This window comes from Streptomyces sp. NPDC002130, assembly GCF_040296465.1.
In the GTDB taxonomy this organism is placed as follows: domain Bacteria; phylum Actinomycetota; class Actinomycetes; order Streptomycetales; family Streptomycetaceae; genus Streptomyces.
This window is the reverse complement of record NZ_JBEOXI010000120.1, coordinates 1-24,648: the sequence shown is the minus strand read 5'-3', so window position 1 is coordinate 24,648 and position 24,648 is coordinate 1. Positions and strand designations below refer to the sequence as shown.

Here is a 24,648-nt window from a genome sequence, read left to right as displayed (position 1 = left end):
ATCGTCGCCGTGGCCCGGTTCGTCCAGGTGGACTGGGAGTGGGAGTTGGCGGTCAGCTTGTTCCAGCCGGACAGCCAGGGGTCGTCGCCCGCGGCGACCCTGACCTTGGCGCGGTTGATGTCGCCGGCGTTGTGCAGCATGCCGGGGTGGGTGAAGGTGGCGGGTGCGGCACCGGCCGTGGTGGCCGTGGCCGTGGCGCCGAGGGCGAGGGCTGCGGTGAGGCCACCTGCGGTCTTGAGCAGACCGCGGCGGCTCACCCGGCCGCCCTCGTGGTGCGTGTGGGGGGACGTGCGGCTCATGTGGGGTTCTCCGATCCGTGGAGTACTACATGGGGGTGATGCTCACCTCGTCGAACTCGGTGGTGCTGCGGGCCAGGGGGTCGCGGGAGCAGACCACGAGGCCCACGTGGTAGGGGGCGTCACCGAAGCCGGGGATGTCTCCGTCGGCGAGGGGGGTGAAGGTGGCGCCGTCGTCGGTCGAGGCGGATGCGGTGAAGTGCGTCCCTGTGCGCTTCAGCCGCAGCAGGCAGGGGGCGGTGACCGCCGCGTTGCCCGTGAAGGCGGACTTCCCGGCGACGGTCGGGCGCAGCATCAGCTGGGCGCTCGTGCCGCCGGTGACGATCGTCCCGGCCGCCAGGTCGAACGGCGACAGGGACTTGGCCATGAGCAGGCCGACCCGGTCGCCGGTGGCTCCGGCGCGGGAGACCAGGCGGACGGTGACCTCGCAGTCACCGCTGACGGGCCGTCGTACGAACTGGCCCGTCATGCCCTGGTTGTTGACGGTGAGGTCGGTTCCGGCGCCCCGCACCACGAAGGTGCCGGCCTCGTGGGAGGTGCTGCCGGGGGTCTGGACGGCGACCACGCCGAGGGTGCCGTAGGCGCGGTCGTCGAGGATGACGTCGCCCAGGTCGCCGTGGGTCCAGGGCGCGGGCGGCGGGGTGCCGACGGTGAGCGTGAGTGTGCCGACGGCCTCTCCGGCCGCGTTGCCGGCGGTGGTGGTGACGGTGAACTCGCCGGTCCGGGTGGGGGTTCCGGAGATCAGGCCGGTGCGCCGGTCGAGTCGCAGCCCGTCGGGCAGTCCCTTCGCGGTGAAGCGGGTGGGCTCGTGCGTGGCGCGCAGGAGGTGCTGGAAGGGAGCGCCCTGGTTCGTGAACGCCACGTCGGGTGACGTGAGTCGGGGTGGGGAGGGTGTCGGCATCGTCGCCTTCGCCGGAGCCGACAGCGGGCCGTGCCCGGCGCGGTTCGTTTTCGCCACCGTGTAGTGGTACGTCGTGCCGGGTGTTCCGGTCGCGTCGGCGTACCGGATGCGGGTGCCGAAGCCAACGGGGCCGATGCCGCTCGCGAGGATCTCGAACGGCCCCTTGGCGGAGGTGGAGCGCAGGACCGTGTAGCGGGCCGAGAGGTCCGGGTCGGTCCAGGCCAGCTCGACGGCGTCGGTGCCCGCTGCGGCCCGCAGGTCGCCCGCGGCACGGGCGGGGCGTGGCACGGACCAGACCTCACCGCCCGTGCGGGAGGTGACGCTGACGTTGTCGAAGGCGCCGGTGCCGGTCTCGGCGTAGTCCTCGTCGACGCCCAGGCAGGAGGTGAGGGTGAGACCGACGTAGGCCGTTCTGCCCAACTGGACGTCGCTGGTGCCGACTTCGGTCCAGTGGACACCGTCCGGGGAGATGGCCCCGGTGCAGCGGCCGCCCCGGCGGGTCACCCGGACCCAGTAGGGCGTGCGCAGCCGGTAGCCGTCGCCGGCGCCCTCGACGTACGGGGCCCGGAGCGGGGTCGCCGACTCGGGGAGGTCACCGAGGGAGGAGATCGGGAAGGCGGCGCCGGTCGTGATGGCAGGCTGCTGTGAGGGCGGCACGGGTGTGCTGCCGGTGCCCCTGACCGCTCCCCCGGCCTTCGCCCGTACGCTCCACACACCGCTCCAGGTGTGCAGCGGCAGGCCCTGGATCAGCATGGCCGCGTGGGCGGCGTCCGCGTCCAGGGCGGCCCGCACGGTGACGCCGATCTTGGAGTACTGGGAGCTGAGCGGCCACACGATCCGGGCCGTGACCGTGCCGTCGCCACGCAGCGGCAGGTACGCCAGGCGGTGGGTGTCGGCGGTACCGGACGCCTCCAGCACGAACCGCTCCCCGTCGAACAGTGCCGAGCCGGGGATCCTGACGTCTCCGACGTCATGGGTCTTCCAGGGACCGGGGAGCCCGGGGGCCGCTGCCGTCCAGGCCGAACGGTCGCTCTCTCCGTGGGAGTTGGCCGCGACGACCCTGTAGTAGGAGGTGCGTCCCCGGCGGGCCCGGCGGTCGGTGTACATCGGGTCGGTGAGCCCGGTCGCGAGCTGCTCGTACGGCCCGTCGGCGGCGGCTGCGCGCAGTACGGTGTACGACTCGGCCCACGCCGACGGCAGCCAGGCCAGCGTGACGGAGCTGTCGCCGCCGACCGCCGTGACACCGGCCGGAGCCGTGGGGGCGGACGGCGACGGGGCCTTCGTGCCGGCGAAGGTGAGGGTGCCCCAGCCGGGCAGGTCGTCGTTGCCGCCCTCGACGACGCGGGCACCTCCACTGCCGCGGAAGACGGCCGCCTTCGTGAAGGGCGTGTCCAGGCCGCGGACGCCCGCGTAGTGCGCGTACGCCATCTCGTGGATCGGGGGCAGGGTGCCGCGCCCCGTCGCCGAGACGGACGTCTTGATGTACTTGCCGGTGCGGTCCAGGTCGGGGACGAAGGGCACGTCGCCGCCGAGGTTGTAGCGGGCGGCGTACTCGACGTTTCTCAGCAGCCGGTTTCCGTCGAAGGCGTACAGGTCGACGCCCTGGTTCCAGGCGACCTGCGCGGCGTCCGTGAGCAGGCCGACGGCGAGTTGCTCGTGCCCCTGGTCGCGCCCGGACTCCTGGCCCTGTCCGGCGTCCGTGACGATGCGGTGCGGGACGCTGCCGTTGCCCGCCCCGGCGGCGGCGAATCTGAGCGCGTCCTCGAAGAGGGTGGGCTCCTCGCAGAACACGCCGATGGCGAGGATGGACTGGACGGACGTCAGGTCCCAGTTGCCGTTGGCGTAGAGCATGTAGCCGGAGATGGCGGGATACCAGACGCGCAGGAACGATTCCTTGCAGCGTTCGACGTCCTCCTCGGCCCAGCCGTCGTAACCGGTGTGGCGCAGCAGCTCGGCGGCGTTGACGAACTTGAAGACCTGGAGCCCCGCGCCCAGGGGCCCGTCCGCGCCGGTGACGGCGGTGAGGGACCCCGACCAGGCGTTGAGGATGTCCCGGGACTTGTCCGCGTAGGCGCGCTCGCCGGTGATGCACCACATCAGCGCGGTCTGGTAGGCGGCGGCGGAGTCGGCGACGGCCTGGTTCTGGAAGTTGGTCGGGCCACGGCCCCAGGTGGTGATCTGGCCGGTGTTCTGGACGGCGTAGGTCGACTTCGAGCGCGCGTGGGCGGCGAAGGCGAGGTAACCGTCGTGGACCGGGGAGTCCTTGGCGGCGACAGCGGCCTTCATCCGGGCCAGGTCGTCGGCGCTGTGCAGCAGGCCGGGGTGGGTGAAGGAGCGCGGTGCGGTGCCGTCCCGGCCGGCGGCCCGCGCTGTGCCGGGGACGAGCAGTCCGCTCGCGCCCGCCGCCAGCAGCAGGGCGGCCGCACCGCCGAGGAAGCCCCGGCGGCTCGGTGCGGCGGATGCGGGGTGGCTGTCGGTCAGGCGGCTGGTGCTCACGGGGTCGGTGCTCATGGGGTCGGTGCTCATGACGCGGCGGCCGCCTCGGCGGTGGTGAGGAACTTCAGGTTCAGGACGTGCTCGTTGGCGTGCATCGGGATGGTGTCGGTGGTGAGGTACCAGGTCGGCTTCTTCATCGAGTCGGCGATGACCGTGCCGTTGACCACGAGGTTCTCGAACGTGACGTCCTTGATGGCGTGCTTGGCGTCGTAGCCGAGCAGCAGACAGGTGGCGAGCGGCTTGCCCGTGTAGGAGAGGTCCTTGACGTAGACGTCCTGGATGCCGCGGCCGACCGAGGTGTTGTACTTCGTGTTGTACATGACCCGCATGTGGATGAGCTGGCCCCAGCGGAAGTCCTCGACGCGTACGCCGTCGACCTTGACGTTCTTGATGAGGTTGCTGTCGCCCGGGTTGAGGGCGATGCAGCCCTGGTAGCCCATCTGGGGTTCGCGGTGGTCCAGGATGTCGAGATTTCTGAAGGTGAGGTTCTTCAGGACCTCGGGGTTGTCCGAGTTGCCGTGCGTGCCGACGTTGATGGGATGGGCGACGTCCGCCCACAGGGTGGAGTTGCGCACGGTGACGTTGCTCGTGTCGCCGTAGTACTCCCAGCGGTGGGTGTAGATGGCGATGCAGTCGTCGGAGTTGCGCATGAAGACGCCGTCGATGACGACGTTGCTGGAGCAGAAGACGTCGATGCCGTCGCCCCAGCCTTTGGAACTGAAGGACCCCAGGCCCTTGATCGTGACGCCGGTGGCCTCGCCGAGCTGGACGGCGTAGCCGTTCGGGTTGAGGACGGTGACGGCGCCGATGGAGATGTTCCGCGAGTTCTCCACGAGGGCGCCGCCGCCGGCCGTCCCGGCGAGCACGCCCCGGCCGGCGATCCCGGCGTGCTCCACGTTCCGGAAGATCACGGTCGCCTTGAGGACGGCCCCGCCGTCGAGGTACACGGTCTTGCCGGAAGGGACGAGCAGCGTGCCGTCGGCAGTGGTGTGGACGCCGGGGCCGTAGTAGAGGACGTTCGGGTCGTCCTGCGCGGGCATCTTCTTCTCGACCGCTCGGGCGAACAGGTGGAGACAGTCGAAGATGTCGTCGTTGATCTGCACGACGACGTTGCGCGGCTGGTCGAGCGTGAAGCGCAGGGTGTCACCACCGACTTCGGGCTTGATGCCGTAGGAGTCCGGTCTCACGCGCACCTTGGTGGTGCCGCCCTTGAGGTAGGTGACCTCAACCTCGACGGATCCCTGGAAGTCGAAGTACGCAAGCGACGAGTTGTAGGTCTTGCCGGCCCCGGTGGTCGGGTTGATCTCCCCCAGCTGGGGGCGCCAGATGTCCAGCGTCTGCCACTCGCCGTCGGGGGCGGTGCGCACCCGCACCTTGAAGCTGGTGTTCGTCGGCATGGCGGACGGACGGGGATAGGTCACCAGCTTCGGCGCGACGACGGCGGCCTCGTCCGCCCGGGCGGCGGTCGCCGACAGCTGGGTGAACCCGGCGGCGAGAACGGTGGCGCCGGCCGCCTGGAGGGCGTTGCGGCGGGACAGGGACGGGGACATCTGCGACTCCTTGCGAACCATGAACAGGGGTAAAGGCAGGGCTACTTGAGACCCGAGGTGGACATCCCGGCGACGAACCCGCGCTGGGCGATCAGGAAGATCAACAGGATCGGCACGACGTACATCACGGAGCCCGGGGATGCCCCAGCCGCCGGACGCGCGGGCTTTGGCCGGCCCCTCGCCGAAGAACCACTCGAAGACCCGCCAGGCCGCGTCCTTGTTCCTCGCATGCTTCGGCATCCAGAAACCGGTGCCGGCCTGGCAGGGGCTGACCCGCCGGCCGCCCGCGAAGAGCGGGGCCGGGGCCAGGCGTGAGAGTGGCGCCAGCTTCTTGTCGGTGTTGATCAGACCGCCGAGCCAGTAGCCCGAGTTGGACATGGCCATCCGGCCCGCCTGGTAGGTGGGGCCGTCCCAGGCGTTGGGGTCGGGCTGGACGATGCTCGGACCGACCCTGCTCCGGCCGTACTCGACGTACCAGGCCAGGGCCTTGCGGGCCTCGGGGGTGGTGAAGTCGACCCGGGAGAAGTCGTCGGTGAAGAGGTTGCCTCCGGCGGACGCCGTCAGGCTCGCCAGCAGGTTGGGGGTGAGCACGCCCTGGTAGCTGCCGCCGAGGACAGTCGTCTGGCCGTTCCTGCGCCGGGTGAGCCGCCTGGCGTCCTCCAGCCACTCCTCGTAGGTGACCGGCTCGGTCTCCGGCGGGTGGCCGACGCCAGCCTCGTCGAAGAGGGCGGTGTTGTACCAGTACATGGAGTCCTGGGAGAAGTCCTTCGCCATGCCGAAGCGGGGGCCCTTGCCCTGGGTGCGGCCGTCGTAGCGCCACAGGTCGTTGACCGGGTCGAGGTCGCCGGCCCTGAGGACGTGACTCCGGGCGAAGTAGGGGTCCAGGTCCTCCATCACGTCGCGGGCCGCGAAGTAGGGCGCGTCCGTGGCTCCGACGCCGCGCACCAGGTCAGGCGGGGCGCCATTGGTCATCATGCCGATGAGCTTGGTGATGTCGTAGCGCACCGTGACGATCTTGACGCCGAGGTCCTTCCGGGCCTGCCGGATCAGCTCCGGGGAGAAGTCGTCGGCCTTGGCCATCACCGTGACGGTCTCGCCGCCGACGCTGACACCGCTGGAGACCCGCATCGCGCAGCCGCTCAGTGCTGCCGCGCCGGTTGTGCCACCGGCTGCCGAAAGGGCGAGGAATCGTCGGCGGCTCAGGGACGCACCAGCACGTGGGTGCATGGACGCGCCACCTCCTGCTCTTGCTGTTCGACATGCCGGTCGCATGTCGGAACACTCGGAACGCTGACCGGGGAATCCGTGTGACAACCGGTTGCTACGCGTCGGGCAGAGCTTCTTCCGGGTGGGATGGCGCGTCAAGAGCCTGAGCCGTTTTTCGAAAACACCGAGCGACGGGAACCGGTTGCGTCGCAGCCCTTTGTCGCTGCGTAGGCCCGTCGGTGACCCGTCCACGCCTGACCCTCCGCCATCGAAAGCGTAGTAATCGATTTCCGACAGCAGCCGCGCTCCGGAGCTGCCGCACGGGATCCGTCACCCGCCCGCGCCTCCAGAGGTCGCCCCCGACGGGCGATTGACCCCCGCTTCCTGACAGATCTACGGTAGAAGACGTTTTCTGAAACTGTTTCTATCCCCCTGCTCCAGGAGAGTCATGCCCAGCCCTCAGCTGCCGCGGGCCGTGTTCGCGATGGACCCGGTTCACCTCCCGCTGCTCTTCCCTCCGCCGCTGATGGAGCGGCTGAGGCGCACGGCCGACATCGATCCCGGGCTGGTGGTACGGGACTTCGCGGATCCGGCCGGCGCCGCCGCCCTGGCCTCCGCCGAGGTACTGATCACCGGCTGGGGCTGCCCACACCTGGACACCGGCGTGCTCACGGCGGCTCCGCGGCTCGGCGCCGTGCTGCACGCGGCCGGCTCGGTCCGCTCCCTGGTCGGCGAGGCCCTGTGGGAACGCGGGGTCACGGTGTCCAGCGCGGTGACGGGCAACGCCCTGCCGGTCGCGGAGTACACGCTCGCGATGATCCTGCTGCTGGGCAAGGACGCCTTCGACCACCGTGAGCGCTTCCGCCGGACCCACGCCTACCCGGGGCCCGCCGAGACGGCGGCCACCGGCAACCTCGGCCGTCGCGTCGGCGTCATCGGCGCCTCGCGCGTCGGCCGCCGGCTGCTGGAACTGCTGCGGCCGTTCGACCTCACCGTCCTGCTGCACGACCCGTACGTGAGCCCCGCCGAGGCCGCCGCCCTCGGTGCCGAGTCGCTGTCGCTGGAGGATCTGCTCCGCCGCAGCGACATCGTGAGCCTGCACGCCCCCGACATCCCGGCGACCCATCACATGCTCGACCGTGACCGGCTCGCACTGGTGCGGGACGGCGGTGTGCTCGTCAACACCGCCCGCGGCGCGCTGGTCGACCACGAGGCGCTCACCGACGAGCTGGTCTCCGGCCGGCTGCACGCCGTGCTGGACGTGACCGACCCGGAGCCGCTGCCCGCCGGATCGCCGCTGTACCACCTGCCCAACGTGTTCCTCACCCCGCACATCGCCGGTTCCCTCGGCAACGAGCTGGAGCGGCTCGGACGCATCGTCGTCGAGGAACTGGAGCGCCTGGCGGCGGGCGTGCCGCCGGTCCACGAGGTGCGGCGCGCGGATCTGGCGCGGGTGGCGTGAGGCGGATCCGGCGCGGGTGCGTGACAGCGCGGCGGCGTACCGCGGCGCCCGTTGTCCACAGGCCCCCCAGCCTGGAGTAATGATGGGATACGGTTTCCGCACCGATGGCCCCGGGGCCGTCGCGACCGGCTCCGCAACCCGCCGGGCCAGGGCACGGCGGGCTGCGGCACGGCGGCCGGGGCACCATGGCCCGGCACCCCACGGCCCGGCGCACCAGGACCCGGGACGCCACGGCCCCGACCCGCGGCCGCAGTTCAGCGGCCGCACCGCACCGGTCCGCCACCGGCCGGACCACGACAACCGGACCACAACCGACCGGGTCACTACCGTGAAGGAGCCGCAAGGGTGAGTCAGCGCAAGGCGACGAGCGACGCCGGCCGGGCGACCATCCGTGATGTCGCGGAGCGCGCGGGCGTCTCCGTGGCCAGCGTCTCGCGGGTGCTGTCCGGCAACTACCCGGTGTCGGAGGAGCTGCGCCGCCGGGTGATGAAGGTGGTCCGGGACCTGGACTACGTCACCAACGCCCATGCCCGTTCACTCGCAGGCGGCGGCACACCGACGGTGGCGATCCTCATCAACAACATCACCGGCGCCGCCTTCGCCCACGTGGCGAAGGGCGTCGAGGGCGCCGCCACCCTGCGCGGCTGGCTCTCCTTGGTCGGCACGACCGGCGACGACCCCGAGCGGGAGCTCGCGCTGGTGAACCTCATGCGCCAGCAGGGCGTCGCCGCGGTGATCCTGCTCGGCGGTGCCTACGACTACGACGAGTACCAGCTGCGCATGGCCCGCTTCGCCCGTTCCCTGGACGCGGCCGGTTCGCACCTGGTCCTGGTGGGCCGGCCCCCGCTGGAGGGCGACGTCCCGGCGACGACCGTCGACTACGACAACGAGGGCGGCGCCTACGCGATGGCCAGCCACCTGCTCTCGGCGGGCCACCGCCGCGTGCTGGTCCTGCCCGGGCACGCCGAACTGACCACCGCCCAGGCCCGGTTGCGAGGTGCTCAGCGAGCCTTCGAGGCGTACGGGGTGCCGTTCGACCGGGGGCTGGTCCGGCACGGCCGGTACGACTACGACCACGGCTACGAGGCCGTCGAGGCGGCGCTGCACGAGACACCGGACTTCACCGCGGTGCTCGCCGGGACGGACGTGGTCGCCGCGGGCGCCATGCAGGCCCTGCGCGCGGCGGGGCTGCGGGTGCCCGAGGACGTCTCGATCGTCGGTTACGACGACATCCCGCTGGCCTCGCAGCTCACACCCCAACTGACCACCGTGCACGTGCCGTACGAGGAGATGGGCCGGGTAGCGCTGCGGGCGGTGGCCGACCGGCGCGAGGGCGGCGCGGGCCGCCGCAAGGGCGCCGACGGCGACCATCTGATCCTGGGCACCCATGTCGTGGTCCGCAACTCCGTCCAGCCGCCCGCTCCCCGCGGGTAGCGGCCCGGCCCCGGGGCAGCCGAGCGCGCCGCCGTAGAGAGCGTTACGTAACCGGTTACTCCAATTTCGAGGCCTGTCTCGAGGCTCTTCGCCATGCCCACCGCGCGTCGGCGCCCCCCTTGTCACACGGCTTTGACCTGCGCACACATCCAGTGCGGCAGAGATATCGGCCGTGCGCTCGGCCATGGCACCCCGGACCGCCCGCCGAAACAAATTGCCGCGCACCTCTTGCTATGAGCGGACACATCCGCCTAACGTCCCAGCAACCGCTTACTACAGCTTCCGCTTGGTCGAACCCCCCACAACCGCGAGCCGACGTTCTTCCGGCCGCCGTTCCCGGTCGCACCCCGAGCCGCCGCCGTCCTCTCGTTCTGAGAACGCCCTATTCCGAAGGATCACGGTCAGATGAACTTCACCAGCCCCCGGAGAAGGTTCGCCTCCGCCGCTGTCGCGGGTATCGCGCTGACAGGTCTGCTCTCCGCCTGCGGCGGTTCCGACTCGGGTGACGACGCGGCGTCGAAGTCCGGCCCGGTCACCCTCCCCTTCTGGGGCTGGGCCAACGGCCAGGAGGCGGTCGTCAAGGCGTTCAACGCCTCGCACAAGGACGTCCAGCTGAAGTACACGAAGGTCACCGACCAGCTGACCATGCAGAAGCAGCTGACCAACGCGGTGAAGGCCGGCAACGCTCCCTGTCTGGTGCAGAACACCGCCGAGTACGTGACCAGTTGGGTCTCGCAGGGCGCGCTCGCCGACATCACGGATTACGTCGAGGGCGAGAAGGACGAGTTCAACACCGGCGCCTGGGCGAGCGCGCAGGTGCAGGGCAAGCTCTACGGCGTTCCCACCAGCTCGGCGCCCCAGTTCACGATCTACCGCACGGACATCTTCAAGAAGTACGGGCTCAAGCCTCCGGCGACCTGGGACGACGTCATCGCCGCCGGAAAGGTCCTGAAGAAGCACAACATCAAGATCACCAACTACGCCGGTGAGGACCCCAGCACCCTCGAGGTGCTCGCGATGCAGGCCGGGGCGCACTGGTACGCGATCGACGGCAACGCCTGGAAGGTGGACTTCCAGGACGAGGGCACCCTGAAGGCCGCGAAGGTGATCCAGGAGATCATCGACAACGACCTGAACGCCAAGCTGTCCTTCGCCGACTACGCGGCCGTGCAGCGCAGTTACGACAGCGGTGCCACCGCGACCCGGCAGATCTCCACCTGGCAGATGGCCGGCATGGTGCAGAACTTCACCAAGTCCTTCGGCGACTGGGCGCTCGCGCCCTGGCCGGCGTACCGGGGCGAGGCGGCGAAGACACCGGCCGGCACGAACCTGACCGGCGGCGTGACCTTGGTGACCAAGCAGTGCAAGGACCGGAAGCAGGCGGCCCGGGCGGCCCTGTGGATGTCGACGAACCAGGACGCGGTCAAGACGATGGCGAGCCCGGAGACCGGCAACGGCGTGATGCCGGCGCTGAAGGACAGCGGTTCCTACGTCGGTGAGTCGATCTCGCAGAAGCTGCTCGGCAAGAACTACGAGCCGGCGCAGAAGGTCGTGACGGACAGCCTGGGAACGGTCACCACCGACTGGACCTTCGGGCCGAACTGGACGGCGATGTTCACCGAGCTCCAGGCGGGCTGGGCCAAGGTCGTCAACAAGCAGGAGAAGGTCACCGACCTGCTCGCGCACATGCAGGAGTGGACGGTGAAGGACCTGAAGTCCCGCGGTATCAGCGTCAAGGGCTGAGGCATCGATGATTCGCTCCATGCGCTGGAAAGGTGCCGCCTTCACGGTGCCCTTTCAGCTCGGCTTCCTGTTTCTCTATCTGCTTCCGATCGGCTACGCCGTCTACGAGTCGCTGTTCACGGAGAAGCAGTCCGGACTCGGCCTCGGCGGTGCGACGACCCAGTTCGTCGGACTCGACAACTACACCCAGGGGCTGACGGACTCGGCGTTCGTGAACTCCATCCTGCGGGTGGTGCTCTTCGCCTGTGTCCAGATCCCGTTGATGCTGCTGATCAGCTTGTTGCTGGCGCTCTTCCTGGACGCGCTGACGTCCAGGGCGGCGAGCAGGTTCCGGATCGTGCTGCTGGTGCCGTACATGATCCCGGGCGTGGTCGCCGCGATCGTGTGGGTCAACCTCTACAGCCCGGACGTCGGCCCGCTCACCGCGATCGGCAAGTCCCTCGGCCTCGACTGGAACTTCTTCGCACCGTCGATGGTGTGGCCGTCCATCGGCAATCTGCTCACCTGGCACGGCATCGGCTACAACATGGTGATCATCTACTCGGCGCTGCAGGGAGTGCCCCGGGAGCTGTTCGAGGCGGCCCGGCTGGACGGCGCCTCCGAGCTGCAGATCGCGCGCAGTATCAAGATCCCGTTCGTGCGCGGGGCGCTGGTCCTGACGGGTCTGCTGTCGATCATCCAGATGCTGCAGATCTTCAACGAGCCGGCGCTGTTCCGGAACATCACCCCGCAGACGGTCAGCGACAGCTTCACCCCGATCATGATCATCTACAACCAGGCGTTCAACGCGGGCAACTACAACTACGCGGCCGCCCTGTCGGTGCTCCTGGCCCTGATCCTGGGCGTCGCCTCCTTCCTCTTCTACCGGCTCACCTCGAAGGAGGCCGACTGATGACGCTGACCGAGCGGACGACCGAGCGGCCTGAAGTCCGTGGCGTGCGACGGCTGTCAGAGCCCGACCCGGCCTCCCGCGGGCGGGGCGGCCAGCGCTTCCTCCTCGTCGGGCTGGTACTGGCCAGTGTCTACAGCCTGTTTCCGGTGTGGTGGCTGATCGTCGCCGCGACCAAGGACCGCACGGCGCTGTACCAGAGCAACGGCCTGTGGTTCTCGGGCTGGCACCTGTGGGACAACCTGCATCAGGTGTTCACCTACCAGGACGGGATCTTCCTGCGGTGGACGGCCAACTCGTTCCTGTACGCGGGCGTCGGCTCGCTCGGCGGCACGCTGATCGCGCTCGCAACCGGTTACGGACTGGCCCGCTTCGACTTCCCCGGGCGTAACGCGGTCTTCGCGTGCGTCGTGGGCTCGTTCCTGATCCCGATCGCGCTGCTGACGCTGCCGCTGTATCTGCTGTTCTCCGCGCTCGGCATGGTGGACACGCCGTGGGCGATGCTGATCCCCTGCCTGATCAACCCCTTCAGCGTGTACCTGGCCAAGGTGTACACCGAGGCGACGATTCCCTACGAGCTGCTGGAGGCGGCCCGGATCGACGGCGCCGGCGAGCTGCGGATCTTCTTCAGCATCGTGCTGCGGATGATGACGACCGGCGGCGCGACGGTGTTCCTGCTGGCCTTCGTGAACACCTGGAACGCCTTCTTCCTGCCGTTGACCGTGCTGCGCGGCAAGGAGAACTGGACGCTCAACCTCGGCCTCTACAACTGGTCCGGCACCCGCCTGGAGTCCGGCATCGACCTGACCGGCCTGGTACTGACCGGCGCGCTGCTGTCCATCGTCCCGATGGCGATCATGATGGTCGCCATGCGCCGCTACTGGCGGACGGGTGTGACGCTCGGCGCCCTCAAGTGACCCCCCTTCGCCGAATCCCCCGACTCCTGGGGGCCGCAGGTGAGCCTGACTCCCTGCGGCCTCCAGGGCGGCCGACGCTCCGGGAGCCCTCGCGTGACCGTCCTGCACAACCCCGTCCTGAGGGGCTTCGCCCCCGATCCGTCGCTGGTGCGGGTCGGTGACTGGTACTACGTGGCGACCAGTTCCTTCGAGTGGTTCCCGACGATCCCGCTGCACCGCTCCCGCGACCTGGCCCACTGGGAGTACGCGGGCCACGTGCAGGGGGCGGCCCCCGGTGGCTCGCTGGCCGGGGTGCCCGACTCGGGCGGGGTCTGGGCCCCGTCGCTGAGCTGGGACGGGGAACGGTTCTGGGTGACGTACACCGTCGTGCGCTCGGTCGGCACCCCCTACTTCGACCTCGACACCTACATCTCGACGGCCTCCCGCGTCGGCGGTGAGTGGAGCGCCCCGCGCCGGGTCGCGAGCCACGGTTTCGACCCGGCGCTGTTCCACGAGGACGGCCGGCTGTGGCTGCTGAACCTGCAGAACGACCACCGGCCCGGGGGTGAGCGGTTCGCGGGGATCGTCGCGACGGAGCTGGACCGGGAGACGCTGGAACCCGTCGGCGGCACGCACCTGCTGCTCCAGCACGACCGGCTGATCGAGGGGCCGAAGCTGCTGCGGCACGACGGCTGGTACTACCTGGTGCTCGCCGAGGGCGGCACGGGCTGGGAGCACGGGGTGCGGGTGGCTCGCGGCAAGGAACTGACGGGGCCGTACGAGCTGGACCGACGGCCGTTGCTGACGACCCGGGACGATCCGCGGGTGCCGTTGCAGAAGGCCGGGCACGGCGAGCTGGTCGAGACGGCGGACGGGCAGTGGCTGCTCAGCCACCTGACGGCCCGTCCGCTGCACACGCCACAGGGCCGCCGCTGCACCCTCGGCCGGGAGACCGCGATCCAGGCGGTGACCTGGGACGCGGAGGGCTGGCCCCGGCTGCGGCAGGGCGGGTGGCACCCCGCGGCCGAGGTCGAGGTGCCGACGCGACCGCACCCGCTGCCACCGGCCGCACCGCCGGCGGACCTGTCCTGGCCGTGGAGCACCCTGCGCGAGTCGCCGGACCCGTCCTGGGCCGACACGACGGCCCGCCCCGGGTGGATCCGGCTGCGCGGCCGGCACGGGCCGGAGTCCCGCTGGGCCGCCTCCTTGCTGGCCCAGCGCGTCACCGAGCACCACGCGGAGGCCGAAGTCACCGTGGAGGCACGGCCGGTCACCTTCACGCAGGCGGCCGGGCTGGTGCTCTGGTACAACCCCGAGGCGTATCTCGCCCTGGACCTGACGTGGGCGGAGCCGGAGGGCGAACCGCAGCGCGGACAGCAGTGGAGCGGGACACGAGGCCGTGGCGGTGGCGGTGGCCGGACGGTGCTCAGTCTCGTCGAGCGTGACGAGAACGGCCTACGGCAGGTCGCCGTCGTCGAGGTGCCGGTGGACGGGCCGGTGGACGGGCCGGTGGGCAGGGGGCCGGTGACGCTGGGGGTGACGGTAGAGGGGGCCGACGCCCGTTTCTGGTACGTCCGCGATGAGGTGCGTACCGCGGTCGGGCCGGTGCTGGACTTCGGCCGGCTGTCCGACGACCACGGCTCCCGGCTGCGGTTCACCGGCGCGATGGCGGGGATCCACGCCCGGGACCTCGTGGAAGCGGCGTTCACGGCGGACTTCACCGGGTTTCGGCTGACCTGCACACCCGCCTGAGGCGCCGTTCGGGGTTTCGAAAGTTTTGACCGGCGCGAAGCAGTGAATCCACTCGTCTTCCCGCCGTCCTGCGCCCCACCTACGATAGGAAGCGCTTTCTGCCCGGCCGGACCCCGTGACCGCCGTGTGCAGCGCTGGTCGAAACTTTCCACGGCCCTCGGGCGGGCCGGAGAGGTGGGTTCCCGATGGTCCGTACGGCGAGTGCGAGCGTGGCAGCCGGTCCGACACTGGCGGTCGTGGCGCGCGAGGCGGGGGTGTCGGTGCCGACCGCGTCGAAGGTGGTCAACGGCCGCGAGGACGTGGCACCCGAGACCCGCCGCCGCGTGACCGAGGCGCTCGACCGGCTCGGGTACGTGCGCAGACCCCGCTTCGACGCGGCGAAGGCACCCCGGCTGGTCGACCTGGTCGTGCACTCGCTGGAGAGTTCCTGGTCGGGTGCGGTGCTGCACGGCGTGGAGGAGGCGGCGCACGACGCGGGCCTGGAGGTCGTGGTGTCGGCGGCGCTGATCCGCTCCCGGGTCGGCCGCCCGGAACGCGGCTGGCTGGACAAGCTGGTCGCCCGGGGCTCCTCCGGCGTGCTGTTCAACCTGGCCGAGCTGAGCGACTCGCAGTACGCGTGGCTGGAGCAGCACCGCATCCCGTTCGTGATGATCGACCCGGTGCAGGAGCCGCCGGAGGGCGTGGTCTCGGTGGGGGCGGCGAACTGGCAGGGCGGCCTGACGGCCACGGAGCACCTGTTGTCCCTGGGGCACGAGCGGATCGCCGTCATCGCCGGTCCCCGGCGCACCATGTGCAGCAGCGCCCGGGTCGCCGGATACCGGTCGGCGCTCACGTCGGCAGGAATCCGGCACCGCGCCGAGTACGTCCGGCACGCCGCTTTCGACGAGAGCGTCGCCCACCGCCGCATGCTGGAACTCCTCGGCCTGTCCGAGCCGCCGACCGCCGTCTTCGTCTGCTCGGACCGGATGGCACTGGGCGTCTACGAGGCCCTGGCCGAACGGGGGTTGAGGGTCCCGGACGACATCAGCGTGGTCGGCTTCGACGACCTGCCCGAGGCGCGCTGGGCCTCCCCCGCCCTGACCACCGTGCGCCAGCCGCTGTCCGAGATGGCCGCCACGGCCCTGCGGTCGCTGCTGCGCCTGATGGACGGCCATCGTCCGGAGAGCACGCGCACGGAGTTGTCGACGCGGCTGGTGGAACGGGCGAGCACGGCGGCGCCGCGCGCGGAGGAAGGGCCGGGGTAAACGCCTTCGGTGAGCGACGGGAGTGCGTCGAGCGACGTCGGCCGTCGGGAGGGCGTCGTACGCGTGCGCGACAGCCAGGCGCCGGCGTGCCGGGGCGGGAACACACCTGTGCGGGCGGGGAGTTGCCGGGAGTGTCAGGTCCGCCGTCGGTGTCACGGCGGACGTACTCGGCGAAGGGACTCCCTCCCATGACGCGCGACCCGCGCACCATCACCAACCCGGCAACGCTCCACGACCCCACGCCCTTCGGCTACAGCCACGCCGTGTCGGCGCCCGGTGAAACCGTCTTCATCGGCGGCCAGTACGCCTCGGACGCCACCGGCGCGCCGGTGCCGGGCGACTTCGCCGCGCAGGTGGAGCTGGCCTTCGACCGGCTGCGCTCGGCACTGGAGGGCGTCGGTCTCGGCTACGAACACGTCGTACGGCTCGGCACGTTCATCGTGGATCACGACCCGGGGAAGCTGGAGATCCTGGGCAAGGCCCTGCACGCCCGCTTCGGGGAGCGCCTCCCGGCGCAGACGCTCAGCGGGGTGGCCTCGCTGGCACTGCCCGGGATGCTGTTCGAGGTCGACGCCGTCGCGGTGCGGCCGACGGGACCGGTCGGGGTGGTCTGAGGGACGGGGACCCGGCGGGGCGCGTGGGACACCGGCCGTGGGCGTGCGGGGGCCCGCCGCACACCCCTGGTGCGCGTCGCGCGCCCGCCGCCCGGGGGAACTGGCCGGGACGGCCCGGCGTCGAACGATGCGGTGGGGAGGGGCCGGTGTCCGGGGGCGGGGCGGCGGCGAGCAGTGGGGGGACGACCATGACACGCTGGCGGCCGCTTCCGGACGCACTGCCGAGGGAGGCACGCCACCTGGTCGAGCAGCTGCGGGCCCTGAAGGACCGCACGGGTCTGAGTCTCGCCGAGCTGGCCCGGCGGACCGCTTACAGCAAGTCGTCCTGGCAGCGGTATCTCAGCGGGGCCAAACAACCGCCGCGGGGAGCGGTGCAGGCGCTGTGCCGGGTGGCGGGGGCGGAGCAGGCACGGCTGCTGGCGCTGTGGGATCTGGCCGACCGGACGTGGCCGCACGGGGTGACGGCGGCCGGGCCGGCGGAGCCTGCGGCCCACGCGCCGCCGGCCGGTGCCGAGTACCGGCGCTGGCGGGCGGCGGCCCTGGTGTCGTTCGCGGTCATCGTCGCACTGCTGGCCGGGCTGTTGTGGGTGCTGCCGACGGGGAGCGGGTGACCGTCGCGGCCGGCCGCTGCCCGGCGACGGTGTCGCTCAGCCGAGCGTGCGGTAGTGGGCGTACTTCCACGGACCGACGTTCTTCAGCTTCACCTGGTACTTGCCGCCCACACGCTTGAAGTTGACGTTCCGCACGAGGCCCTTGTACTGGACGATGTTGCCCGGCTGGCTCTGCAGCAGCGTCTGGGCGAAGTCCCAGCTCTCGCTGACGACGGTGCCGTCGGTCTCGGGGAGGTTGTGCCGGCCCTGCCACCACTGCGTGGCCGACTCGGTCTCCGGTCCGAACGAGCCGTCGATCTGGCTCTTCCGGAAGGGCTGCCACTCCCCCTCGTCGTCCTCCCACTGGGCGCCGTCCGCCCACAGCACGGTCTCCCACAGGGCGATGGCGTTGCCCCTGGCGTAGGCGTCGACGCCGAGGTTCTCCTCGTCCTCCCAGTCGTTGGCCACGGCACCCTTGCCGTCGATGCCGAAGTAGGCGGGCGCGGCGTTGGCCGCCGGTGCCAGGGCGATGCCGGTCCCCCCGGCCCCCAGCATCACGGCCGTCATCATCGCCACGGCCCGATTGCGCATGCTCATGCGGTTGTCCTTTCCGAACCGCCGTCCCCCGGCGGGTTTCCCCTGGGGCGGCTCGTCTCGTCTGGCACGGCACAGCGTCACGGTCCCGCGGCACCCACGGCGAGCCCTGACGCCGTCCCCGGGCCGCCCAGGGACGGTCCACCCACGAGGCGGCGCGCTTCCCACGCCGGGACGGGTCGCCGGGGGCCCGCCCGGGTCGGCGGACCGACGGCAATGGGCGCGGCTGGGGTGTCCGCGCGTGGCTCGGGGCGGGGACGTCAGATCTGGATGACCGGGGACGGCCGGGGAGGCTGCTGTGGCGACCGAAAAAATTTCGGGCCCCAGGGCTCCGGCGCGGGCGTCCGATTTCTTCAAGACCGGGGCTCCTGTGCCTGCCTACGGTGGCTCCATGACTGCACGATTCGATGCCATCGGCCTGGTCGTCTCCGACATGGCCGCCTCCGTCGCGTTCTACTGCCGGCTCGGGTTCGCCTTCCCGGACGGCACCGAGGACCAGCCGCACGCCGAGGCCGGACTGCCCGGCGGGCTGCGGCTGATGCTGGACACCGAGGAGACGGTCCGCTCCTTCCTGCCCGGGTGGCAGCCGCCCGCGGACGGGGGCCGAACCTCGCTCGCACTGCGCTGCGACGGGCCGGAGGAGGTGGACGCGCTGTACGACGAGCTGGTCGGCTCCGGGTACCACGGCGAGCTCAAGCCGTGGGACGCCTTCTGGGGGCAGCGGTACGCCGTCGTGCACGACCCGGACGGCAACGGGGTGGACCTGTTCGCCCCGCTAGCCGCCGAGTAGCTCACCCAACGGCACGCCCGACAACTCCCGTACGTCCCGCGCCAGATGGGCCTGATCGGCGTAGCCGGCCCGGGCGGCCGTCTCCGCGAACGGCACACCGGCCCGGGCCAGGGCGAGGGCGCGGTGCAGCCGCAGGATGCGGGCCAGGGTCTTGGGGCCGTAGCCGAAGGCGGACAGGGAGCGCCGGTGCAACCGGCGTGGTCCGAGCCCGAGTTCGTCGGCGGTCGCGGCGACGGGGCGGCCCGCGTCCAAGGCGGTGACGACCTGCCTCAGCAGCGGGTCGGGGGGGTCGGAACCGGCCGCCTGCCGCAGCGCCAGCTCCTCCAGGCCGCTCGCCGGGTCGGCGGCGGCGTTCACCGCGTCGGCCAGACGCTTGACCCGCGGGGCCGGCCACAGGTCGGCGAGGTCGACGCGCCGGTCGCGCAGCTCGTGCGCCGGCACGCCCAGGAGCCCTGGGGCCGTGCCCGGGTAGAAGCGGACTCCGGCCCAGGGGCCGGTCCCACCGCCCGGGAGGTGGGCGCGGGTGTCGGGCCCGGCGACCATCAGCCGCCCGTCGTGCCACAGCAGATCCATGCACCCGTCGGGCAGCACCCGGCCCGCCCCGGCCCGGGACGGGGTGTTGGTCCACACGACCGCCCCGGGCAGCCGAGATGCCCGCTCCACGTACATGGGAGCCACGCTACGCCGCGCCCCGGCGGCGGGTCCGGGCTCGGTGCCGCTACGCCGCCCTCCCCCGGTACTCCACCGGACTCACCCCGTACACCCGCTTGAACGCCGTCGACAGGGCGAAAGCGCTGCCGTAGCCCACCTTGCGGGCCACCGCGTCGAGGGTGTCGGCGGAGTCGCGCAGGCGGTCGGCGGCGAGGGCGAGGCGCCAGCCGGTGAGGTAGGTCATCGGCGGTTCGCCCACCAGGGCGGTGAAGCGGCGGGCCAGCGCGGCGCGGGACACCCCGGCCTTCGCGGCGAGCGCGGCGACGGTCCAGGGGTGGGCCGGGTCGTCCTGGAGCAGGCGCAGGACATTGCCGACGACCGGGTCGGCCAGGGCCCGGTACCAGGCCGGTGCCGCCGCCTCGGGGCGTGCGAACCAGGCCCGCAGCGCGGCGATGACCAGCAGGTCCAGCAGCCGGTCCAGGACGACCTCCTGCCCCGGCGCGTCCCGGACGATCTCCTCGGTGAGGTACGGCGTGAGAGGGCAGTCCCACACGTCGGACGTGAGGGTGAGCAGCGCAGGCAGGGCGTCCAGCAGCCGCCCGCCGACCTCGCCCCGCATCGGGTAGGTGCCGATCAGCATCACGGTCTCCCCGTCGAGCCGGTCGCCCCAGGTGCGGACGCCCAGGTCCATGGAGCCGTTGAGGGGCCGTCCGTCGGGGTAGCGGCACTCCTGCTGCGGCAGGATCACCGCCTGAGGTGCCGTGCCGGGGGCATCGGCGCAGGTGTAGGGGGCCGGGCCGCGGGCGATGGCGAGGTCCCCGGCCCGCAGCCGCGTGCTCTCGCCCCCGTCGGGCACGACCCAGGCCTCGCCCCGGACGACGAGCATCACCGTGAGCGGGGCCCGGTCCTCCACACGCACCGCCCAGGGCGGGTCGAAGCAGGCCCTGATCATGAACGCGCCCCTCGCGCGGGGACCTTCCAGCAGACCTGCGAGAGCGTCCATGCGGCCAGCGTAGACGCGGTCGTATGGGAATGAGCCGTTCAGCGATGGTTCCGTGCGGCGCACGGCAGTTGACTCGACGACATGACGAACACGGCGGAGAACACGGCACGGAACACAGCACGGGACACACAGGTCACGACGGTGGTGGTGACGGGCGCCTCGGGGCGTACCGGGAGCCGGGTGGCGCGGGCCGCGGAGGCGGCCGGGCTCACCGTGCGGGCGGCGTCGCGGGCGACGGGCTTCGACTGGTGGGACGCCTCGACCTGGGCGGACACCCTGCGGGGCGCGGACGCGGCCTACCTCGTCCTCCCCTCGGACGTCGGCGCTCCGGGCGCCGCGGAGGCGGTCGGCGCGCTCGGGCGCGAGGCGGCCGGGCTCGGGATGCGGCGGCTGGTGCTGCTGTCCGCCCGGGGCGAGGACCAGGCCCTGCCCACGGAGGAGGCGCTGCGGGCTTCGGGAGCGGACTGGACGGTCGTACGGGCCGCGTGGTTCGCGCAGAACTTCAGTGAGGGGCCGCTGGTGGCGGAGCTGCGGGAGCGCGGGGAGCTGGTGTTCCCGGCCGGCGAGGTGGCCGAGCCGTTCCTCGACGTGCGGGACGTCGCGGACGTGGTGGTGACCGCGCTGACGTCCGGCGACCGGTACACGGGGCGGACCCTCACGCTCTCCGGGGCGCGGCTGCTGACCTTCGGGGAGGCCGTCGCGGAGATCGCCGGGGTGACGGGGCTCCCGCTGACGTACCGGGCGGTCTCGACGCGGGACTACGGAGAGGCGCTGATCGGTTTCGGTGTGCCGCCGCAGGAGGTGGCGGGCATGACGGAGATCTTCGACACCCTCCTCGACGGCCGCAACGCGCACGTCTCGGACGGGGTGCGGGAGGTGCTGGGCCGTGCGCCCCGGGACTTCGGCGACTTCGTGCGCGAGGAGGCCGCGGCCGGAACCTGGAAGGCCTGAGAGCGGCGTTCCGTCACTTCTCCTCGGGCGGCTGCCCCTCCCCGTTGACCTGCGTGCTCTTCACGTGGCCGCTCTTCACGTGGGTGCTCTTCACATGGGTGCGCAGGCGGGCCGAGACGTCCTCGGGGGGCAGGAAGCGGGACCAGCGCTCGGGGAACTCGGAGGGCATGTCGGGGTCGGCCTCGCCCGTGGCGGTGGCGCGGGCGACGTACTCGGCGACCTGGGCCTGCCGCAGCCGCTCGTTGGCCTCGCGGGCCGCGGCCGTCGCGGCGGCCGGCCAGACCCGGTCGATGGCGGCGTTGACGGCGGCCCCGACGAGCACGGCGAACGCGGACACACCGATCCACAGCAGCACGGCGACGGGCGCGGCGAGGGAGCCGTAGATCGTGGGGCCCTCGACGGTGCTGGTCAGGTAGATCCGCAGCAGGAAGCTGCCGAGCACCCACATGCCGAGGGCGACCAGCGCGCCGGGCACGTCCTCGATCCACGGGGAGCGGACCGGGACGGACACGTGGTACAGCGTCGTCAGGAAGGCGATCGACAGCAGGATCACCGTGGGCCAGTAGAGGACCTGTACGACCGTCGTCGACCACGGCACGATCCGCACCACCGCGTCCGGCCCGGCCACCATCAGCGGCAGCGCCACCGAGCCGATCAGCAGGGCCACGATGAACAGCAGGAAAGCCATCAGGCGGGTCTTGACGATGCCCCGGACGCCGTCGAGGCCGTACATCACGGTGATGGTGTCGATGAAGACGTTCACGGCGCGGGAGCCCGACCACAGGGCGAACAGGAAGCCGATGGAGATGACGTCCGGCCGGCCGCCCTTCATCACGTCGTGCAGGATCGGCTGGGCGATCTCGCGGACGCCCTGGTCGGACAGGACCGTGCGGGAGGCCTCCAGGAGGTTGGTCTGGAGGCTCTGGATGGTGTCGGCGCCGGTCCAGGCGTCGACGTAACCGAGCAGTCCGATCATGCTCAGCAGCAGCGGCGGCACCGACAGCAGAGTGAAGAACGCCGCCTCGGCCGCGAGGCCCAGGATGCGGTACTCGACGCAGGAGTTGACGGTGTCCTTGACCAACAGCCAGGCGGTCCTGCGTTTGGAGACGTTCCGGTAGAGGGCCCGCGCCCGGTGGAGGCGCCCGGAGGGCGTGTCGGGGATTTCACTTGCTGGCTGCACCCCCTAACGGTATCCGCCGTGCCCGGCCCCACTCACCCACAGGCCGGGTCTTCGCGGACCGGGCCGGGTCCACCGGGTGCCAAGGTGCTACCGCGGGGTACGTTCGCAGCATGGCAGGCAGCACCCACACCGTGACGAACCAGGTCCCGCCTCTGGTCGGGTACGACGTCTTCTCCGCCGACCGGGCCCTGGCCGAGGCGGTCGACCGGCATCTCGATCCGGATCTGCGCGAGGAGGTCCTCGGCGAGCTGACCGCGCTCGGCCGGACCTCCGGCTCGGCCCAGGTGCAGGAGTGGGGGCGGCTGGCCAACGAGAACCCGCCGCGGCTGCTCGCGCACGACCGGTACGGCAACCGCCTCGACGAGGTCGAGTTCCACCCCTCCTGGCACCGGCTGCTCGGCAAGGGCGTCTCGGCCGGTCTGACGGCCGCCTGGGACCGCCCGGCCGGGCACCTGCGGCGGGCCGCCGCCTTCCAGGTGTGGACGCAGGTCGAGGCGGGCAACGGCTGCCCGCTGTCGATGACGCACGCGGCGGTGCCCGCCCTGCGCGCCGACCCGGTCCTGGCGGCCGAGTGGGAGCCCCGGCTGACGTCCCTGGTCTACGACCGTGAGCTGCGGCCCGCGCACCTCAAGGCCGGGGCGCTGTTCGGGATGGGCATGACGGAGAAGCAGGGCGGCAGCGACGTCCGGGCGAACACCACGGCGGCACGGCCCCTCGCCGAGGACGGGACCTATGAGCTGACCGGGCACAAGTGGTTCTGCTCGGCGCCCATGTCCGACGGCTTCCTGGTGCTGGCGCAGGCTCCGGGCGGGCTGACCTGCTTCCTGGTGCCGCGGGTGCTCCAGGACGGCTCGCGCAACGTGTTCCTGATCCAGCGGCTCAAGGACAAGCTGGGCAACCGGTCGAACGCCTCCGCCGAGGTCGAGTTCGACGGGACCTGGGCGCGCCGGGTCGGCGAGGAGGGGCGCGGGGTGCGCACCATCATCGAGATGGTCGCGGCGACCCGGCTCGACTGCGTGCTCGGCTCGGCGGGACTGATGCGGCAGGCCGTGGCGCAGGCGGTGCACCACTGTACGTACCGCGAGGCGTTCGGCGGGAAGCTCGCCGACAAACCGCTCATGCGCAACGTCCTCGCCGACCTGGCGCTCGAGTCGGAGGCCGCGACGACTCTGGCGCTGCGGCTCGCTGCGGCCTACGACGACGGTGGCGAGCAGGAGCGGGCGCTGCTGCGGATCGCGGTGCCGGCCGCCAAGTACTGGGTGACCAAGCGGTGCCCGCCCGTCGCCGTGGAGGCGGCGGAGTGCCTCGGCGGCAACGGTTACGTCGAGGAGTCCCAGATGCCGCGGCTGGTGCGCGAGTCGCCGCTGAACTCGATCTGGGAGGGCGCGGGCAACGTCCAAGCGCTGGACGTGCTGCGGGCGTTGCAGCGGGAGCCGGGGGCGCTGGATGCGTATCTGCGGGAGGTCGGGCAGGCGCGCGGCGCCGATCACCGCCTGGACGGGGCGATCAAGAACCTGCTGACCGAACTCGCCGATCTGGAGGGCGTGGAGGGGCGGGCGCGGCGGCTGGCGGAGCGGCTCGCGCTGGTGCTCCAGGGTTCGCTGCTGGTCCGTTTCGCGCCACCGCAGGTCGCCGACGCGTTCTGCGCGGGGCGGCTCGGCGGTGACGGGGGCGCGGCCTTCGGGACGCTGCCGCACACGCTGGATCTGGCGTCGGTGGTGGAGCGGGCCCGGCCGGTGTCCTGATCCGGGCCGCTGATCCGCGTGGTCCGCGTGGTCCGCGTGCGCGGAGGTTCCTCGTCCGCGGAGGTTCCTCATCCGCGGCGGTTCCTCGTCCGCGGGTTCCTCGTCCGCGGCAGTTCCTCGTCCGCGGCGGTTCCGCGTCCGCGAAGGTTGCGCCTCCGCGAAGAGCGAGGGTGGTGCTGCGCCGACACGGCACCACCCCCGCCGCACTGGCCCGTTCGAGCCGCTGAACGCCGCTCGGGACGGCGCGGATCAAGTTTCGGACACGGCCGGGCCGTCCACCAGGGTTGCAGGGGGTTGCAACTTGCTGCTGACTGTGTGCGGACTGTGCGCGCCCGCCTGGGGCAGGCGGCACTATGAGACGGACAGTCAAAAGCGACTCCGGGGGGGCGCAACGCGCATGGACGTCACGCACTTGGCCGCCGTCGACAGCACACGGGCGGCCCGGGTCCTCAGCCAGGTCCGCGCCGCTCGCCTGGCCGGGCAGCCCGCTCCGGTGTCACCGCGTCCGGTGATCGAGCGGTCCTGGGAACGGATGCTGCGCGGCGGCATCGACCCGGACCACGACGTGCGGGCGGACCCGCTGTCCCGCGAGGAGGTGCAGCGGCGGCGCGAGACGTCGGTATTGCGCCATGTGCTGCCGGTGCTGCGGGAGGGCCTGCTG

Annotated in this window: 18 protein-coding genes and 4 pseudogenes; 13 read left to right on the top strand and 9 right to left on the bottom strand. The window is 71.7% G+C overall.

Annotation, left to right across the window (positions count from 1 at the left end; genetic code table 11):
• The 5 genes and pseudogenes from ABT116_RS22750 to ABT116_RS22730 form a co-directional block, all read right to left on the bottom strand.
• Positions 1-299, bottom strand: a pseudogene (locus ABT116_RS22750) (alginate lyase family protein); the annotation flags it as partial.
• Between the two features lie 25 nt (positions 300-324).
• Positions 325-3,723, bottom strand: a complete 3,399-nt coding sequence (locus ABT116_RS22745; protein WP_502983915.1) for an alginate lyase family protein — start codon at positions 3,721-3,723, stop codon at positions 325-327.
• Positions 3,720-5,243, bottom strand: a complete 1,524-nt coding sequence (locus ABT116_RS22740; RefSeq protein WP_351636863.1) for a glycosyl hydrolase family 28 protein — start codon at positions 5,241-5,243, stop codon at positions 3,720-3,722. The genes ABT116_RS22745 and ABT116_RS22740 overlap by 4 nt, the downstream gene beginning before the upstream one ends.
• A gap of 41 nt (positions 5,244-5,284) precedes the next feature.
• Positions 5,285-5,377: pseudogene (locus ABT116_RS22735) on the bottom strand (carbohydrate ABC transporter permease); the annotation flags it as partial.
• Between the two features lie 79 nt (positions 5,378-5,456).
• A pseudogene (locus ABT116_RS22730) lies at positions 5,457-6,218 on the bottom strand (extracellular solute-binding protein); the annotation flags it as partial.
• 679 nt (positions 6,219-6,897) lie between these two features.
• Here ABT116_RS22730 and ABT116_RS22725 point away from each other — a divergent pair.
• The 9 genes from ABT116_RS22725 to ABT116_RS22685 all read left to right on the top strand — a co-directional run bounded on the left by ABT116_RS22725 (position 6,898) and on the right by ABT116_RS22685 (position 17,094).
• The gene (locus ABT116_RS22725; protein ID WP_351636861.1) at positions 6,898-7,911 is read left to right on the top strand and encodes a hydroxyacid dehydrogenase; all 1,014 of its coding nucleotides are present in this window, start codon (positions 6,898-6,900) and stop codon (positions 7,909-7,911) included.
• Positions 7,912-8,256: 345 nt separating this feature from the next.
• The gene (locus tag ABT116_RS22720; RefSeq protein ID WP_351636860.1) at positions 8,257-9,345 is read left to right on the top strand and encodes a LacI family DNA-binding transcriptional regulator; all 1,089 of its coding nucleotides are present in this window, start codon (positions 8,257-8,259) and stop codon (positions 9,343-9,345) included.
• Positions 9,346-9,750: 405 nt separating this feature from the next.
• Positions 9,751-11,088, top strand: a complete 1,338-nt coding sequence (locus ABT116_RS22715) for an ABC transporter substrate-binding protein (protein ID WP_351636858.1) — start codon at positions 9,751-9,753, stop codon at positions 11,086-11,088.
• 7 nt (positions 11,089-11,095) lie between these two features.
• Complete coding sequence (locus tag ABT116_RS22710; RefSeq protein ID WP_351636856.1) at positions 11,096-11,980, top strand: carbohydrate ABC transporter permease; 885 nt, start codon at positions 11,096-11,098, stop codon at positions 11,978-11,980.
• Entirely contained in the window at positions 11,980-12,894 is a 915-nt protein-coding gene (locus ABT116_RS22705) for a carbohydrate ABC transporter permease (RefSeq protein WP_351636854.1), read from the top strand. Before ABT116_RS22710 ends, ABT116_RS22705 begins: the two co-directional genes overlap by 1 nt.
• Positions 12,895-12,987: 93 nt before the next feature.
• On the top strand, positions 12,988-14,625 hold the full coding sequence (locus ABT116_RS22700) for a glycoside hydrolase family 43 protein (protein WP_351636852.1): 1,638 nt from the start codon (positions 12,988-12,990) through the stop codon (positions 14,623-14,625).
• Between the two features lie 185 nt (positions 14,626-14,810).
• Positions 14,811-15,869 (top strand): LacI family DNA-binding transcriptional regulator, encoded by a 1,059-nt coding sequence (locus ABT116_RS22695; RefSeq protein ID WP_351636850.1) that lies wholly within the window; start codon positions 14,811-14,813, stop codon positions 15,867-15,869.
• A gap of 188 nt (positions 15,870-16,057) precedes the next feature.
• Positions 16,058-16,483 carry a RidA family protein gene (locus ABT116_RS22690; protein WP_351636848.1) on the top strand — a complete coding sequence of 142 codons (426 nt, stop codon included), beginning with the start codon at positions 16,058-16,060 and terminating at the stop codon, positions 16,481-16,483.
• A gap of 188 nt (positions 16,484-16,671) precedes the next feature.
• The gene (locus tag ABT116_RS22685; protein WP_351636846.1) at positions 16,672-17,094 is read left to right on the top strand and encodes a helix-turn-helix domain-containing protein; all 423 of its coding nucleotides are present in this window, start codon (positions 16,672-16,674) and stop codon (positions 17,092-17,094) included.
• Positions 17,095-17,130: 36 nt separating this feature from the next.
• Here ABT116_RS22685 and ABT116_RS22680 read toward each other — a convergent pair whose 3' ends face one another.
• Positions 17,131-17,670 (bottom strand): peptidoglycan-binding domain-containing protein, encoded by a 540-nt coding sequence (locus ABT116_RS22680; RefSeq protein ID WP_351636844.1) that lies wholly within the window; start codon positions 17,668-17,670, stop codon positions 17,131-17,133.
• A gap of 388 nt (positions 17,671-18,058) precedes the next feature.
• Here ABT116_RS22680 and ABT116_RS22675 point away from each other — a divergent pair, with 388 nt between their 5' ends.
• A complete protein-coding gene (locus ABT116_RS22675) occupies positions 18,059-18,457 on the top strand; it encodes a VOC family protein (RefSeq protein WP_351636842.1) in 399 nt (132 codons plus the stop codon).
• On the opposite strand, the gene ABT116_RS22670 is transcribed toward ABT116_RS22675, so the two are convergent.
• Together ABT116_RS22670 and ABT116_RS22665 are read right to left on the bottom strand one after the other, a co-directional pair.
• Positions 18,443-19,126, bottom strand: coding sequence for a helix-turn-helix domain-containing protein (locus ABT116_RS22670; RefSeq protein WP_351636840.1), 684 nt, complete (start codon positions 19,124-19,126; stop codon positions 18,443-18,445). The genes ABT116_RS22675 and ABT116_RS22670 overlap by 15 nt on opposite strands.
• Before the next feature lie 49 nt (positions 19,127-19,175).
• Positions 19,176-20,111, bottom strand: a complete 936-nt coding sequence (locus ABT116_RS22665; protein ID WP_351636838.1) for an AraC family transcriptional regulator — start codon at positions 20,109-20,111, stop codon at positions 19,176-19,178.
• Positions 20,112-20,192: 81 nt separating this feature from the next.
• On the opposite strand from ABT116_RS22665, the gene ABT116_RS22660 reads away from it, so the two are divergent.
• Positions 20,193-21,062, top strand: a complete 870-nt coding sequence (locus ABT116_RS22660; RefSeq protein WP_351636836.1) for an NmrA family NAD(P)-binding protein — start codon at positions 20,193-20,195, stop codon at positions 21,060-21,062.
• 13 nt (positions 21,063-21,075) lie between these two features.
• Here the strand turns inward: ABT116_RS22660 and ABT116_RS22655 are convergent, their stop codons facing one another.
• Positions 21,076-22,242 carry a YihY/virulence factor BrkB family protein gene (locus ABT116_RS22655; RefSeq protein ID WP_351636834.1) on the bottom strand — a complete coding sequence of 389 codons (1,167 nt, stop codon included), beginning with the start codon at positions 22,240-22,242 and terminating at the stop codon, positions 21,076-21,078.
• A 110-nt stretch (positions 22,243-22,352) separates the two neighbouring features.
• Between ABT116_RS22655 and ABT116_RS22650 the strand changes: the two genes are divergently transcribed.
• Entirely contained in the window at positions 22,353-23,987 is a 1,635-nt protein-coding gene (locus ABT116_RS22650) for an acyl-CoA dehydrogenase family protein (protein WP_351636832.1), read from the top strand.
• A gap of 397 nt (positions 23,988-24,384) precedes the next feature.
• Positions 24,385-24,648: pseudogene (locus tag ABT116_RS22645) on the top strand (transcriptional regulator); the annotation flags it as partial.

Coding starts and splice junctions, on each gene's coding strand:
- ABT116_RS22745 (WP_502983915.1), bottom strand. CDS start 3,723: ATGAGCACCGACCCCATGAGCACCGACCCCGTGAGCACCAGCCGCCTG.
- ABT116_RS22740 (WP_351636863.1), bottom strand. CDS start 5,243: ATGTCCCCGTCCCTGTCCCGCCGCAACGCCCTCCAGGCGGCCGGCGCC.
- ABT116_RS22725 (WP_351636861.1), top strand. CDS start 6,898: ATGCCCAGCCCTCAGCTGCCGCGGGCCGTGTTCGCGATGGACCCGGTT.
- ABT116_RS22715 (WP_351636858.1), top strand. CDS start 9,751: ATGAACTTCACCAGCCCCCGGAGAAGGTTCGCCTCCGCCGCTGTCGCG.
- ABT116_RS22710 (WP_351636856.1), top strand. CDS start 11,096: ATGATTCGCTCCATGCGCTGGAAAGGTGCCGCCTTCACGGTGCCCTTT.
- ABT116_RS22705 (WP_351636854.1), top strand. CDS start 11,980: ATGACGCTGACCGAGCGGACGACCGAGCGGCCTGAAGTCCGTGGCGTG.
- ABT116_RS22695 (WP_351636850.1), top strand. CDS start 14,811: ATGGTCCGTACGGCGAGTGCGAGCGTGGCAGCCGGTCCGACACTGGCG.
- ABT116_RS22690 (WP_351636848.1), top strand. CDS start 16,058: ATGACGCGCGACCCGCGCACCATCACCAACCCGGCAACGCTCCACGAC.
- ABT116_RS22685 (WP_351636846.1), top strand. CDS start 16,672: ATGACACGCTGGCGGCCGCTTCCGGACGCACTGCCGAGGGAGGCACGC.
- ABT116_RS22680 (WP_351636844.1), bottom strand. CDS start 17,670: ATGAGCATGCGCAATCGGGCCGTGGCGATGATGACGGCCGTGATGCTG.
- ABT116_RS22675 (WP_351636842.1), top strand. CDS start 18,059: ATGACTGCACGATTCGATGCCATCGGCCTGGTCGTCTCCGACATGGCC.
- ABT116_RS22670 (WP_351636840.1), bottom strand. CDS start 19,126: ATGTACGTGGAGCGGGCATCTCGGCTGCCCGGGGCGGTCGTGTGGACC.
- ABT116_RS22665 (WP_351636838.1), bottom strand. CDS start 20,111: ATGGACGCTCTCGCAGGTCTGCTGGAAGGTCCCCGCGCGAGGGGCGCG.
- ABT116_RS22660 (WP_351636836.1), top strand. CDS start 20,193: ATGACGAACACGGCGGAGAACACGGCACGGAACACAGCACGGGACACA.
- ABT116_RS22650 (WP_351636832.1), top strand. CDS start 22,353: ATGGCAGGCAGCACCCACACCGTGACGAACCAGGTCCCGCCTCTGGTC.